This window comes from Paracoccus sp. PAMC 22219, from assembly GCF_000787695.1.
Classification (GTDB): domain Bacteria; phylum Pseudomonadota; class Alphaproteobacteria; order Rhodobacterales; family Rhodobacteraceae; genus Paracoccus.
On the sequence record NZ_BBPH01000019.1, the window covers coordinates 1 to 13,814 of the forward strand.

General features: G+C 58.5%; 12 protein-coding genes. 3 read left to right on the forward strand and 9 right to left on the reverse strand.

What is annotated here, in order from left to right; all coding sequences use genetic code 11:
• The coding region (locus TY51_RS20750; protein WP_081994680.1) for a sugar transferase at nt 1-250 on the forward strand (250 nt) is incomplete at its 5' end.
• Between the two features lie 1,157 nt (nt 251-1,407).
• Here TY51_RS20750 and TY51_RS03155 read toward each other — a convergent pair.
• Nucleotides 1,408-3,855, reverse strand: coding sequence for an FAD-dependent oxidoreductase (locus tag TY51_RS03155; RefSeq protein ID WP_042245772.1), 2,448 nt, complete (start codon nt 3,853-3,855; stop codon nt 1,408-1,410).
• Between the two features lie 173 nt (nt 3,856-4,028).
• On the opposite strand from TY51_RS03155, the gene TY51_RS03160 reads away from it, so the two are divergent.
• Nucleotides 4,029-4,589: a helix-turn-helix domain-containing protein gene (locus tag TY51_RS03160; protein WP_197054619.1), complete on the forward strand. Its 561-nt coding sequence runs from the start codon at nt 4,029-4,031 to the stop codon at nt 4,587-4,589.
• A 44-nt stretch (nt 4,590-4,633) separates the two neighbouring features.
• Here the strand turns inward: TY51_RS03160 and TY51_RS03165 are convergent, their stop codons facing one another.
• The 6 genes from TY51_RS03165 to TY51_RS03185 form a co-directional block, all read right to left on the reverse strand.
• Nucleotides 4,634-5,845: a helix-turn-helix domain-containing protein gene (locus tag TY51_RS03165; RefSeq protein WP_081994681.1), complete on the reverse strand. Its 1,212-nt coding sequence runs from the start codon at nt 5,843-5,845 to the stop codon at nt 4,634-4,636.
• A gap of 529 nt (nt 5,846-6,374) precedes the next feature.
• Nucleotides 6,375-6,770: a PIN domain-containing protein gene (locus TY51_RS03170; RefSeq protein WP_042245777.1), complete on the reverse strand. Its 396-nt coding sequence runs from the start codon at nt 6,768-6,770 to the stop codon at nt 6,375-6,377.
• A complete protein-coding gene (locus TY51_RS03175; protein ID WP_042245780.1) occupies nt 6,760-6,987 on the reverse strand; it encodes an AbrB/MazE/SpoVT family DNA-binding domain-containing protein in 228 nt (75 codons plus the stop codon). The genes TY51_RS03170 and TY51_RS03175 overlap by 11 nt, the downstream gene beginning before the upstream one ends.
• A gap of 750 nt (nt 6,988-7,737) precedes the next feature.
• The gene (locus tag TY51_RS23115; RefSeq protein WP_231558880.1) at nt 7,738-8,388 is read right to left on the reverse strand and encodes a hypothetical protein; all 651 of its coding nucleotides are present in this window, start codon (nt 8,386-8,388) and stop codon (nt 7,738-7,740) included.
• A gap of 5 nt (nt 8,389-8,393) precedes the next feature.
• Nucleotides 8,394-8,789: a hypothetical protein gene (locus tag TY51_RS23120; protein ID WP_231558881.1), complete on the reverse strand. Its 396-nt coding sequence runs from the start codon at nt 8,787-8,789 to the stop codon at nt 8,394-8,396.
• Complete coding sequence (locus TY51_RS03185) at nt 8,786-10,096, reverse strand: AAA family ATPase (RefSeq protein ID WP_156117852.1); 1,311 nt, start codon at nt 10,094-10,096, stop codon at nt 8,786-8,788. Before TY51_RS03185 ends, TY51_RS23120 begins: the two co-directional genes overlap by 4 nt.
• Before the next feature lie 353 nt (nt 10,097-10,449).
• Between TY51_RS03185 and TY51_RS03190 the strand changes: the two genes are divergently transcribed.
• On the forward strand, nt 10,450-11,142 hold the full coding sequence (locus TY51_RS03190) for a DnaA N-terminal domain-containing protein (RefSeq protein WP_042245786.1): 693 nt from the start codon (nt 10,450-10,452) through the stop codon (nt 11,140-11,142).
• A 35-nt stretch (nt 11,143-11,177) separates the two neighbouring features.
• Here TY51_RS03190 and TY51_RS03195 read toward each other — a convergent pair whose 3' ends face one another.
• Both TY51_RS03195 and TY51_RS03200 read right to left on the reverse strand, forming a co-directional pair.
• The gene (locus TY51_RS03195) at nt 11,178-12,353 is read right to left on the reverse strand and encodes an ATP-binding protein (RefSeq protein WP_042245789.1); all 1,176 of its coding nucleotides are present in this window, start codon (nt 12,351-12,353) and stop codon (nt 11,178-11,180) included.
• A 108-nt stretch (nt 12,354-12,461) separates the two neighbouring features.
• Nucleotides 12,462-13,343 carry a recombinase family protein gene (locus TY51_RS03200; RefSeq protein WP_042245792.1) on the reverse strand — a complete coding sequence of 294 codons (882 nt, stop codon included), beginning with the start codon at nt 13,341-13,343 and terminating at the stop codon, nt 12,462-12,464.
• Between the last annotated feature and the right edge of the window lie 471 nt (nt 13,344-13,814).

A 13,814-nucleotide genomic window follows, 5' to 3' on the forward strand; every position in this document is an offset into this window, starting at 1 on the left:
AATGAGCCTGGTTGGTCCGCGCCCTGTCGTGCAGGATGAACTGGAAAATTACGGCAGCACTGCCCGGTTCTATCTGGCAGCCCGCCCAGGTCTGACAGGCCTGTGGCAGGTCAGTGGACGCAGCGATACGACCTATGCAGAGCGTGTTCGCTTGGATCGCCTTTATGTCTCACGGTGGTCTTTTTTTAGAGACGTACGGATCATTGCGATGACAGTCCCCGCCCTTCTGACGTCAAAGGGCGCACGCTAGAAAGGGCGCACGCTAGTGAAGTAGGAAGACAGCAAAAAGCCCAACCTTGGCGGGGCTTCTTAACTGGCGTGAGTGGTGACCTGATACTCTTGCACTCTGGAACAAGGATCTGACTCGCTGGAGCTTTCGACAGTTCCGAAGAAGGGCATACAATTGAAAATGCCGTGCAGCTTAAGCGTGCGTTCGGGTCAGCTTATACGCAGATGCGGTGCTATTGCAGGAGAGACTAGTCGGTGCAACTTCCCGCTTCCTGAGAAAGCCTGTCAGAGTACGATCGACTTTTTCGGGGTTATTTCGGATATCGACAGAGTTATCAAGAGCGTCCGTCATCATGCCTGTCTCGACAATGCGTGGACCATTAATACCCAGTCATCGGTTATAAATCATAATCAGTCTACGAATTCGGCGGCGGTCCCAAGTCGGGCAAGACAGGGACCGCCTGACCGAACAGCGAATAATAAGCTCATTTCGGCTGCACGCATATTAGGCGGCCGGAAATCAAAGCCGCGCCCGCCAGCAACTTTGGGAAAAGCGGCAGAACCTAGTCCTTATCCATTTTAAACACAGTTTGAAGCGAAAGACGCTTCAGCCACTCGCCAGAACATGCTGTCAGGCCGCATCCGTCCGTGATTCAGGTGCTCATGACACCGGAATCTGTTGACTGAATTTCCGACGCCAATCGGAGAGGGTTACAGCCTTGCACACGGCGTCCAGCGCACTGTCCGCAAGCCAACGCGTCGGCCAGTCCGGCCCAGAAGCGATGTAGCAGGAAAGACATGCAAACCTGCTCTGGTTCATCTTTTCGAGTTCGTTCCCGCATACATCGCAAAACTGATAGGCGCACATTCGCTGAATATCTCCCGCGTAAGCGACTTCTTGCTTAACGCGTTTCTACTAACGGAACGATAACTGAACTGCACAAATCGCACTTTGGACGGAGTTTTTGCAAGTTTGTCACAATATTCAGGCAGCCGATGGCCCTGAAAGCTTAGCCATCAAAGCCACCGAGTTCCCCCTGGCGTTGCCTCACGTCTAATCGATTTGATGTCTGGTCGTGAACAAGGTGGCGCAACCCTCACCGGACAGCGACGTGCTTTAACTCTTTCAGCGGCACCGAGCACTTGAGTCTCAACTGGTCGCCTACCTTGCCATGTTCCTCAGACCATCATTCTCGCAGAGGTGCGGTCATACATCGGTGCCAGACTGATATCGGCAGCGACGATCTTGCCGGCAACGTCGATGCTGTAATCCGACCCCAGCATCGCGTCAGCCCTCTCGCCGTCCATGACCGGAACATAGCCCAGCCCGATCGCCCCCCCGAGCGTATGGCCATAATTCCCCGACGACAGATGTCCCACGATCCTGCCGTCACGAAGAATGGGTTCATTGTGAAACAGCAGCGGCTCTGGATCCCTCAGGCGGAACTGCATCAGCCGGCGTGACAGGCCATGCTCCCGTTTCCGCAGCACCGCGTCACGGCCAATGAAGGTTCCCTTGTCGGTCTTGACCGCAAAGCCGAGGCCCGCCTCGAGGACATGATCCTCGTCTGTGATGTCATGCCCGAAGTGGCGATAGGCCTTCTCGATCCGGCAGCTGTCCATCGCATGCAGGCCGCACAGTTTCAGCCCGACCTGCGGGCCCGCGGCGGCCAGCGCTTCGAACACATGAGCCGCCTGATCCGAGGACACATACAGCTCCCAACCAAGCTCTCCGACGTAGGACACGCGATGGGCCCGGGCGAGACCCATCCCGATCTCGATCTCCCGCGCGGCTCCGAAGGGGTGGGTCGCGTTCGACAGATCATCGGGAGATACAAGAGAGAGCAGGTCTCGCGACCGCGGCCCCATCACGCAGAGCACCGCCTCGGCAGCGGTGACGTCGGCAATCACCGCCCATTCGTCCTTCAGGTGGCGGCGCAACCATGACAGATCGCGCTGCAGCGTGGCGCCGGGCACGACGAGAAGGAATGACGTCTCGGAGAGGCGGGTCACGGTCAGGTCGCATTCGATGCCGCCTCGCATGTTCAGCATCTGGGTGTAGACGATGCGCCCCGGCGCGACATCCAGTTGGTTGGCGCAGAGACGTTGCAGGAAGGCCAGAGAGTCTCGTCCCTCCACCCGGATCTTTCCGAACGAGCTCATGTCCAACAGCCCGACCCCTTCGCGCAGGGACAAGTGCTCGGCCCGCTGGTTGTCGAACCAGTTCTGCCGCTTCCAGCTGTAGCGATATTCCGCGGTTTGGCCTTTCTCCGCAAACCAGTTGGCACGCTCCCAGCCTGCCGCCTCGCCAAAGACCGCGCCACGTGCCTCAAGATGCGCGTGCAGTGGGCTGCGGCGTACGCCGCGTGCAGTGGCGGGCTGGCGATACGGAAAGTGGTCAGCATAGAGCAGGCCCAGGGTTTCGGTCACCCGGTTGCGCAGATAGGTTCGATTGCGCTGGAAAGGCTGAGCACGACGGATATCGACTTCCCAGAGACCGAAGGGCGGCTCGCCGTCGTTCATCCATTGTGCGAGCGCCATTCCGGCGCCGCCGGAGGACGCGATGCCGACCGAGTTATAACCAGCAGCGACCCAGTATCCGCTCAGTTCGGGCGCCTCTCCCAGATAATATCGGTCGTCGGGGGTGAAGCTTTCCGGTCCGTTGAAGAAGGTGTGAATACCCGCATCGGCCAGCATCGGCATACGGTTGATGCCCATCTCCAGGATCGCCTCGAAATGATCGAAGTCGTCCGGCAACTGGTCGAAGCAGAAATCCTCGCGGATGCCGGTCATCCCCCAAGGTTTCGCGACCGGCTCAAAGGCCCCCAGCAGGATCTTCCCGGCATCCTCTTTGTAATAAGCGCATTCGTCCGGCACCCTGAGGACCGGCATGCGGGTCAGGCCCGGTATGCTTTCGGTCACGATATAGAAATGCTCGCAGGCATGCAGAGGCAGCGTCACCCCTGAGGATGCGGCGAGGTCGCGGCCCCACATGCCACCACAGTTCACGACCATCTCGGCGGCAATGTGCCCCGTTTCGCCGCCGCGCTGCCACGTGACGCCGGTGACACGCCCATCGGCCTTGGTCACATTCAGCGCTTTGGTCTGTTCGACGATCAGCGCGCCGTGGCTGCGCGCGCCCTTGGCCAGCGCCAACGTGATGTTGGTCGGATCGGCCTGGCCATCCAGTGGCAGATGCACCCCTGCCGTGACCCCGTCGATGTTCAGGTGGGGATACAGGTCCTTCACCTCGGCCGGTGACAATTCATTCACCTCGACCCCGAAGGCGCGGGCAAGGCTTGCCTGCCTCAGGATCTCCTCTTTCCGTTCCATCGTGAGGGCAGCCGTGATTGAGCCGCACTGACGAAAGCCCGTCGCAAGGCCGGTTTCAGCTTCCAGCAGGGTATAGAGATCGGCCGAATACTTCGCCAACCGTGTCATGTTGTGGCTGGCGCGCAACTGTCCCACCAGACCCGCCGCATGCCAGGTCGTGCCACAGGTCAGCTGCTTGCGTTCCAGAAGGACGATGTCCGTCCATCCCAGCTTCGCCAGATGATAGGCCACCGAGCAGCCTGATATACCGCCCCCGATGATGACGACGCGTGCGGCAGTCGGAAGGGAGATCATGATATTGGAGCTTTCCGAAGGGAATGTGGCGAGACATGTCGCGGACAATGCTGCATGATCAAAAATGAAAATCAATCTGATAATTTCATCTCATTACGGGTGCGGTCTTCCAGCCTTGCCTGTCCGTTGTGAACACCCGATGGTGGCGCGGACACATATCGACGAAAGCTGCAATGACCGTGAACAGTCTGGTCGGAAGCGATATCCGCGCCTTGAGAAAGTCCCGGGGGCTGACCATCACCGAACTGACCGCCACCCTCGGCCGGTCGGTAGGCTGGCTGAGCCAGGTTGAGCGCGGTCAAACCACCCCTTCAGTCAAGGACCTTGCCGCCATCGCGGCCTACTTCGACGTCAGTCTCAACTTCTTTTTTCGCAGCGCGCACCAGAGCCCGGAAGAGCAGGGTCTCATCCTGCGGGCCGAAGACCGCGTGCCGATCGGATCAAGCGAGACCGGTCTGACCGAAGAACTGCTGTCCCCGACTCTTGGCGGTCGTTTCGAGATGATCATGTCCACGTTCGCTCCGCACTCGGACAGCGATGGCCACAAGGTCGCCCGTCCGACCGAGGACGGTGGCGTCCTGATCTCGGGGCAGCTGACGATCTGGATCGGCACGCAGAAGGTGGTTCTGCATCCCGGCGATAGCTTCCAGTTCAAGGAAAGCAGCTACGCATGGCAGAATGACGGAGCCACGCCCGCCGTCGTATTCTGGGTTATCTCACCCCCGGTCTACTAGTATTGGTTATCGTTCGGCTTCCACCGCTGTCCGTACATCTTTTCCTACGTCTCCCGAGGTTTCGGGCTTCCCGCCCGACGCACGACATCATCCACGCCCGACATCGCGCTATCGAGATCCGCCATGATCCGGTCAAGCTGGCCCTCGTCACGTTCCTCACGTAGCCGCTCCAATTGACCGCTTGGCTTCAGGTTTCCGCGCGGCCCCTCGCGAGCAGCGAACACACCCCCACGAACAGCCCCCGCCCCTCCCGCATGGCCCATCCGCGCGGCGAGGGAGGGTAGCGCCCAGGACCGGGAGGTGCTGCGGGCGGTGAGGTTGCTGAGGCAGCCGGCATCGACCAGTTCGCCGATCAGCGACAGGGCCGTCCGGCGTGTCACACCCAGATGATCCATGACCATCGCCGAGCTGATCACCGGCTGAGCCTCCAGGTAGGTGATCAGATCGCCAAGGCGCGACCGCCCATGCGCGCTCGATGTCATGGCCGTGAGACGCGCCAACTCATGGCGCAGGGTCCCCAGATGGCCGAGATCATGAGAGAGGCTCCGCGTGGCTGCCTCCAGGAACGTGGCCAGGCCGGTCATCGGCGACCAGACCCGGAAGCCATTGCGGGTCAGCGACACGGATGGCGGCACGATCCACCCGGCAGTCGCCGGCATCAGCAACCCCCCTGCCCTCTCGTCCAGCTCATCGCGACCAGCCCTCTGATCGGGAGACAGTCCCTGCAGGTGACGCGCGGCACCTTCAACAGCCATGAAGACCAGCCGCTCGGCCACCGGGCTGCTGCGCCGGGAACGGAAGGCATAGCTGGCCGCCGCACGCCATGCCGCCAGGATCGGAACGTGTGACCAAGTGCGACCGGCCTCCACGACCAGGGACAACTCCGCATCCTCGAGACGATCGCCCTCGTCGCGTGTCTGGCCGATGGGCGCGGCAGCCGCTTCGATCCGGCGCAGTGCCGCGATCGGCGCGCCAAACGGGCTCCCAGGCCGGCGGATGACGGTCAGAACCTTCAGGCCCATCTCGACCGCCCGGGTATCCTCTTCCACCGCCGTGCCGCTGGTGAGACGGAGCACCATCCCCTGCGTCGAGATCCGATCGCTTTCGAGTCCGACTGACGCGGCAGCCTCCAGAAGGCTCGTCTCCATCCGCCACAATCCGCCTAGGGCGGGGTCGGCCAGAAGGATGCCCTCCACCCTCGCTGCGTGGGTCTCGGCACTCAGGAGAAGCGAACCGATATCCATCTGATAACCCATGATTATGCCTAAGAAAGTTTAGCATAATTGTATTATTCTTCAGTTGCCTAGTACTTTTTAAAATGGGTCAAACTCTTCGTCATCCTGCCCCTCAGGCAGACGAGATCCCGAGGGCCTTGGAATACGGCCCAGAGAGCGCACGAAGGCGCCAAACTCCATCCCCTGCTGAACGCAGAGGATCTGGGCATCCGTACAGCTGCAGCAGATATTGGTGTTGCACGCGTTTACAAACGGTCATTTATAGATCAGCATGAATGCAAGAATGGCGTTATGCGCGGGGTCTCAGCGTCTTGTGCACGAGATGCCGTTCCAGTTTGCCGCTGCGATCCTCACAGAGCCGCCCGGGCAGTGCAAGATCACTTGCCTAGATATCCCTTCCTCGAAGACCTGCCCAATACGATATTTGCACATCGCAGGTCCTTCGAGATTCAGTGCACGCCCTTTCAGCCTCGAAGGAGACACAGGCGCCATCGTTGTCCCGTGATCATCTTAGCCCCAACTAGCGGAGGACTGCTGACTGATACCGTCATCACGTAAAGGGATTGACCAGCCTCAGTTGACCCTCAACCAGAAGGCCCGCATGCATGTCCTCGGTCCATAAGGTGGTGCATCCGGCTATCAGAGCCGCGGCAACGATCATCGAATCATAAACCGAAAAACCATATCTCTCAGCAAGCGCGCGACCGACATCATGCGTCTGCAGCGTCAAATCTTCGACGGGGCAAAGGGCCCGGATGCCGCCCAGAAAATGCGCCGTCTCGTCCCAGTCCAGTCCGGCCTTGCGGCGGCAGTTGACCATCGCCTCGTTCAGAACCTGAACGCTGATGCGCGGGCTCTTCGCCAATATCACCTCGGCGCGATCGGCCTTGGATCCATCGTCCAGCAGATAAAGGATGACATTGGTATCGACAAACTCAACGCTCATGCACGGCGTCGCGGCTAAGCCGTTCCGCGGCGGGCAAGGTGCCGCGGAAATGCCGCAACTCGGTAAGCACCTCGTCCGCCCGGGGCAGTCGCCGGACCGCAAGGATGCCATCAGCCTTCATTAGGTCGATCTGATCGCCCTCTCTCAGACCAAGCTCGCGCACCAAGGCCGCAGGCAGGCGGACAGCCAGTGAGTTTCCCCATTTTGCGACCTGCATCTGGCCCCTCCAGCGCGATGTATATCCAGAACGTTACTGTAGATCATGTATCATGCAGAAGCAAGGGCCGGGGATGTGACTATATCCACTCGGTCCGATTATAGAACGGCTTTGCGGCAAAGCTTGTGTCGGATCCTGACGTACCGCCTCTCTCTAAAGCTTCTGGCGCCAAGTGACCGAGCTGCTGAAAAGTGCATAGTTCTGGGATGAGCTGGTCATTTCGAATCATGTTCATGAACTCGATACCTGCGATGGCCGACTCGGCTGACGCGCATCTCCTGCATCATGACCAGCATATCCTTCCACCTAACGATTGAGCGGGGCGTGATCAACACTCAGTCCCCTAGAAAACACCCCAGAGAAGATGCATCGAATGGCCTATCGAAAGCGGGCCATCTATTTCATTGTTTTTATTCTCTTATTAGTTGATGGGAGGGATGTAAATGGCAGGCAGTTTGAGACGAATCTTTGCCCATCTCGGCCAAGGATCTCGGCTGGCGCATTGGCGTTACTCTCCAGCTGTCACCCAGCATAACTCATCGCTTAAGCCTGCCTGCGCAACGCATTATAGTCTTGATCCAAGTCGACGAAGTGCTGGCGACTGCTTGACAAAGCAAGGCGACCATCTGTGTTGCATGATGGGGCAGAAGAATGATCATTTTCGTGAGTGCGACAACCCAATTTACCAACCACATGGGCCAGCTGTAACCCGTGGGTTACGCCCATTTCAGGGTAGGAGTAACCCACGGGTTACTCCTCCCGCAACACCCGGTGAAACGCTTCGATCGCGCTCTGAAGGCGCTTCCTATCGATAGAAGAGAAATCAGTCTCAGATAGAATTCGGCATTCTCCCTTGCGTGCCGTCACCTTCGCCTCTCCGACGTGGAACTCATACTTGACTGCCTTCTTTTGATCCGGCGCTCGCCCAGATGAAACACGGCTCGCCGGCGGGGCGAATGTCCGCGACAGCACATCGGCTTGCTCATCCGCCGACCTTACTGAAGTCAGAGCGCTGCGGAGTGACTGTGAAACTTCGGGTGATGCCTGGAGACGCCTTGCAACCTCGACTCCCAGGTTGCGCGAGATCGCTTTTGGATAAGGCAAGACGTCGCCAAGTTCCTCTAGAAGAAAGACGAAGCTACGGATATAGGACCGCTTCATCTTGTGAAGGGATGCAAATATCCTACCGACAAGGGCATCGGCCCCCTGCCCTTCCAACCCAGCTTCGCCTGCCGCGGTTATGGCCACCTGTGCCATCTCGGCAAAACTCAGGTCCTCGCGGATAACGTTCTCTTCCACCATGTCAATATAGAGGTCGATGCGATCCGTAGGTCCTGACGACACACGCGCGGTCACGACAGCAAAGCGCGTATCGCCAGTCTCTTGCCAGAGCTGTTTCAACGCTGTCAGGCGACGCCACCCTTTTTTAGCTGGAACCCGGCTCCAGTCCTGAAGACCTCAATCGGCTCTTTCTGTCCCCGAGCACGAATAGAAGCCTTCAGTTCTTCCATTTCGTCAGACCCCGCCGTCGCAGTTAGATCAATGCGATCGCGGGGAAGGTCGTCAGTCCTGATGTCATCGACGCGGAGCATCTCAAGGACACGTCCCTCGCCCTTCGCCGTCCTAAAAGCCTTGGCATCCGACGCATTCTGGCGGCGCTGCTCGACCAACGTCTCAGTGCTCTCAGCCAGGCTTCCAGCCGCTTCGCGGACTGCCGCGCCCATCGGTCCGACCTCGCGCTTGCGCGGCTTGACGTCGGCAGGCTCCAAAGGTTCGAAGCCAAACTTACTCTTTCCGCTCATGCGCCCATACCCCCATTGGTGTTTCTGTCATCCCACGCGCGAAGCACGGTTTCCCGGAACTCAATATATGCCGTATCGAAACTCTGCCGCGCCCGTTTCCAGGTCTCACGGGTCATCTGGCGATAATCTTGCTCATAGACCGATTGCTGAAAACGACCGGACTGCTCAACTGCCCGGGTCATTTCGATGGCGTTCTTGCACACATCATCGCCGAACACGTTTCGAAACGCATCCATCATCGCAATATGCAGCGGATTTGACGCCTCAAAACGTGTCATCAGAAGCCTGACGTCATCGAACTTCTTGGGAAGACTAATCCCTGCATCCTTCGCCAGAGAAGCGAACCCGGACGAAATGTCCTCCATCGCGTCGCCCAGCTGGCCCAAGTAGCTGGTGGTCGAGTCGTACTCCCAATACCCCGGCCCCGAAGGCACATAGAGAATGTCGGCAGCGAAGGCAGCATTGAGGGATTGATAGCCGATGGCCGGAGGGCAGTCGAAAATGATGATGTCATACTGGTCGTCAGGAAGCTCATCGAGATATCGGGAAATGCAGCCGAAAAAGCTCCAGGCTTTATGAAGTGCGCGGTACTGAGCGCTTGCGAACTCAACAAAGGCTGCGTTCGCACAGCTAGGGATAACGTCGATCGTTGACCACGCTGTCTTTTGAATGAAGTCCTGCGCGCGCTGAGAGCCGATGGACTGGACATCCTCGGGCAGCTCGTCCGAAGAAGGGTAGGGGCAGTCGCCAGGGTCGTCATATGCCGCGACAATGCGGTCAGCCTCGCGGCACAGGTCGCGGCACATGATCCCCCAGACGGTATTCCACTCCTTAACTTCAACGAGGCCCATTGAATGGGTCAGCGTGGCCTGGGGGTCAAAGTCGATTACCAATACGCGATAGCCGTCCAGGGCGGCGCCATTTGCAAGGTGGTGGGCTACCACCGTCTTGCCCACGCCGCCCTTGAAGTTCGAAACCGCTATCCTCATGGCGCGCCCGGGCGGCCGCTTGGGCATCAATGTCTTGCCGCGAAATCGCAACCTGCGGCGCAGCTCGTTGATCTCGTTCAGGGTGAACCACCGTTGGCGCCCATCCTCTTCCACGATTCCCTGTGGCAATGAGGGATCATCTGCCAGCTTTTTGCGAAGGGTGTCAGCCGGGATGTCGAACATGAACTGGCTTATTTCCCAGATCGAGAAGGGCCGCAGGGTCTTTTTCTCTGAAGGAGAAAACGTCGCCTTCCTGACCGCGGCCTGCTGTGCAAGGCTGCGCTCGTTCATTCCTTGAAGATGAGTATGGTCCCGCATGTGTCGGCTCGCGTTTTATGGCTATCCCATCTGAATAACGCGAAACTCCTAAAATTGAAATCCGGCGTTTTGTGTTTTCCCATTCTTATAACACCGCCGCTAAGAACGCGATTTCGGTCGGATACGGGGACACGATCGGCCACCCCCGGGCGATTGAGGTGACACAGAGGGTGCGATAAGGTGACACCATGACTGTCACCCATATCCTATATAACCAGATTTTCTTCGGATTTTGGACAAGCTAGCAGCAATCGCGCTTTTAGATCGTCGTTGACAGATTGCGGGATTTTAAGCACTCTCACAGCATCATCAGAATCGGACGAAGACGCCGAGCGAGATAGAAGAGGGCAGCAATGAAGGCGACAAGATCCACCGGGCCGCATGCCTCAGTGCAGAAATATGACCTGCTGACAGCGATGGCCATTGCTGGCCTTAACGGAAAAGCCGTATTTCAAACCTCTATGCTTCGCCTCGTTGCCCTAGTTACGGCCCGCTACAACTGGAAGCTCGATGAGCTGACAGTGGGACAGCGCGATCTTGCTCGGATGTGGTCGGTGGATGAGCGAACCGTCAAGAGAGAAATTAAGCGGCTGCTCGGGAGCGAGATTCTCGTTCAGCTTCGACCTGGTGTGCGGGGCAGGGTGGCCGCCTATCGGCTGAACCAAGATGAAATCTATCGAAGAAGCGAGTCTCATTGGGAAGAGGTCGGGCCGGACTTTGCGGCCAGGATGGACACGAACAGGCACGACCCTCGTGCTGTCGGACCGACAGTTGTCCGGGTCGACTTTCGGCCTGCAACTGCACCCGATTATCAGGAAGAAACGGCGTGGGGGCGTACATGCTCGCGCTTGTCTGATATGGATCCAGATCTGTATAAAAGCTGGTTCTCTGCTTTGGTCTTTGAGGATTTTGAGCAAGGTTCACTTCGCCTTCGGGCGCCGTCTTCCTTTGTCGCAAAATATATTGTCACGCATCATCTGAAGCGGTTGCAGGACGTAGCAACGAGTGAATTTGGTTCGATCAGCAAGGTCGAGATTACGTTCTGAACTGTCCTTACGAAGACCATTGAACCACACTACAGTCATCCATTGCTTCGCAGGCCACGCAACATATCCAGAGCCGCCGCCAGCGGTATGGCTCGCAGTCGCTGAGCCATTGGAATATTCCGCTCACCCGCATAGACCAGCAAACTTCGATCTGCTTTGATGTCTTCGACAGCCAGGTGAAAACCCCGCGAGACTTTCGGTGTGGTGGTTCGCTTAATCTCGATCGCCCAAATTTCGCCCCGGGGAAGCCGCAGGACAAGATCAACTTCCGCGCCAGCTGCCGTCCGATAGAAGAACGGCTCCGCACCCGTAGGGGCAGCGGCAATGAGGGCCTCAAGGCAGAACCCCTCCCAGCTCCCACCTACTACGGGATGACCCAGCAGGTCTTCCATGGTCTCAAGGCCCAGAAGTGCATGGACTAGACCGCTATCCCTGACGAAAACCTTTGGCGACCTGACCAAGCGCTTGCCGACATTCTTGTGCCAGGGCTGAAGGCGCCGAACCAGCATGAGATCGACAAGCAGGTCGAGATAGCGTCCGACCGTCTGGCCCGAGACGCCCAACCCCTCCGCAAGCGCGGCCGCGTTCAGTAGGCCGCCCTGTGAATGCGCCAACATGGTCCAGAAACGACCCAGGGTGGCTGCAGGTATCCGCGGACCTAGGGCAGGGATATCGCGTTCCAGATAGGTCCGTAAGAAATCCGTGCGCCAGGCCATGCTGGCCTTGTCGGTGTCGGCTTGAAAGCTGTCGGGAAATCCTCCCCGCAGCCAAAGGCCATTCAGTTGATGCTCACCCACTTCGTCGAGAAGCAGGGGCGGCATTTCGATATAACGAACACGCCCAGCAAGCGACTCTGCAGACTGATGCAGCAGAACGTTTGATGCCGATCCGAGGAGGAGGAACTGTCCGTTACGAAAGCCCAAGCGACGCCGCATGTCGATCTGGCCGCGAAGGCTTTTGAACAGTCCCGGAAGTTGTTGGACCTCGTCTAGGATCACCAGCTTTCCCGCCTGTTCGTCCAGATAGAGATCGGGTTCTATCAGAATCTGTCGATCGGAGTTTCGCTCTAGGTCTAGATAGGCCGACGGGCGTTGTTCGGCGATCCGCAGCGCAAGAGTCGTCTTGCCTACCTGCCGAGGGCCGAGGAGAACAACCGCAGCCTGACTTTCTAAAGCTGTCAGGACGATTTGGGTGGCTTGCCGTATGTACATACCTTGTAATTACTCCATTGCATAGAAGAATTACAAGGTTAAGTTCCAGAAGGAGAGATGGTTCCCAAGAACACGCCGTGACGACCTGCCCGAGTATTCCTTGCCTGATCAGATCATTCCCAGCTTCTTAGCTTGCCCGAGGAGCATCTTGACCGATGAGGGCTGCCACTTGGTCCTCCCTCTGGGCGTTCTCTCGCGCATCGCTTCCAGACGGTCGCAGATGGCTTGCGGCGTTATGTCAGTGTCTGCGCCTTTGATTGCAGCCACAATCGCGGGCAGGCGATCGTCAGTCGAGCGGCGGGCGGCGCGCTTTAACACGGCAGCGGGCAGGAAACCCTCACCCACATAGGCGCGGGTGGCCCGGAGGAGGCGGGGCTGCGTCCAACGGCGGCTTTCCGGCAACTGGGCGTTGACGATACGCAGCACGTCCTCCCACGCCATCTCCGGGCGTAGGCGACGGACATAGGGCACCCACTCAGTCGCCGTATCGGCCAAACGTTCCATGTAGCCGTCATGTCGCGCCAGAAGGATCTTGCGTAAAGCAGCCGGATCTTTCGCCCGCAGGCCGGGATTCCCACCGATCCGGCCCTTGGTTCGTGCGCTGGCCAGCCCCGCCTTGGTGCGTTCGCGGATCAGGGCACGTTCGAACTCGGCAGCAGCGCCCAGAACCTGCAACGTAAATTTCCCCTGTGGGCTGGCGGTGTCGATCGGATCTTCGATAGAGCGGAAGAACGCGCCCTTTGCCTCTAGCCGCTCAATCACATCCAGCAGATGCGACAGAGATCGCGCCAGCCGGTCAATCCTGACCACGATCAGCGTGTCACCTTTGCGCATCTGCTCCAACAAACGCGCCAGCACCGGACGCGCACGATCTCCACCAGAGGCTTGCTCCTGAAGAACCTGACTGCAGCCGGCAGCATTCAAAGCCTGGACCTGGGGCAGGGGGGTCTGATCCTCGGTCGAGACGCGGGCGTAGCCGATGAGAGGCATGATGTTGGGACCATTTGCAGTTTTTGAAGCTTATATCAAACGACCGTTTGTAAACAGATGCAATGCCCCGTTCTGTGACGCTGCTCCGCAAAATGCCCGGGGTTTTCACCCTATGAGCTCATCGAGAGAGCTAACCGAGGACATTGCGCAGACAGGCTCCACAGGGCCGCTGACACCTTAAAATTAAACCCTTAGGTAAGATGCAAAAGATGTGTATTCTGCACTTATGAAGACCCAAGGACCTACTCCACCTGGTTATTTTGGCGACGCTCTTCCGGATGCCGGAGAGGTAGATGAGACATCCGAAGACGACCTGTGGTTTCTGCCTAGTGCGACTGACGACGAGCCCAACGACCTGCCGCCCGGGCCACGGGCTGAACCCCGTGAGTTCAAGGTCATCGATAACTGGCGGTCGGCAGAGGCGGGCAGTGCAGCCCGTCTTGCCCGCGTTGCGAGCAGGCTCGGGGCACT

Bases quoted from the DNA above. Each gene is read 5' to 3' on its own strand.
- TY51_RS23120 (WP_231558881.1), bottom strand. From the start codon at position 8,789: ATGAGCGGAAAGAGTAAGTTTGGCTTCGAACCTTTGGAGCCTGCCGAC.
- TY51_RS03160 (WP_197054619.1), top strand. From the start codon at position 4,029: ATGACCGTGAACAGTCTGGTCGGAAGCGATATCCGCGCCTTGAGAAAG.
- TY51_RS03190 (WP_042245786.1), top strand. From the start codon at position 10,450: ATGAAGGCGACAAGATCCACCGGGCCGCATGCCTCAGTGCAGAAATAT.
- TY51_RS03195 (WP_042245789.1), bottom strand. From the start codon at position 12,353: ATGTACATACGGCAAGCCACCCAAATCGTCCTGACAGCTTTAGAAAGT.
- TY51_RS03200 (WP_042245792.1), bottom strand. From the start codon at position 13,343: ATGCCTCTCATCGGCTACGCCCGCGTCTCGACCGAGGATCAGACCCCC.
- TY51_RS03185 (WP_156117852.1), bottom strand. From the start codon at position 10,096: ATGCGGGACCATACTCATCTTCAAGGAATGAACGAGCGCAGCCTTGCA.
- TY51_RS03155 (WP_042245772.1), bottom strand. From the start codon at position 3,855: ATGATCTCCCTTCCGACTGCCGCACGCGTCGTCATCATCGGGGGCGGT.
- TY51_RS03170 (WP_042245777.1), bottom strand. From the start codon at position 6,770: ATGAGCGTTGAGTTTGTCGATACCAATGTCATCCTTTATCTGCTGGAC.
- TY51_RS03165 (WP_081994681.1), bottom strand. From the start codon at position 5,845: ATGGGTTATCAGATGGATATCGGTTCGCTTCTCCTGAGTGCCGAGACC.
- TY51_RS03175 (WP_042245780.1), bottom strand. From the start codon at position 6,987: ATGCAGGTCGCAAAATGGGGAAACTCACTGGCTGTCCGCCTGCCTGCG.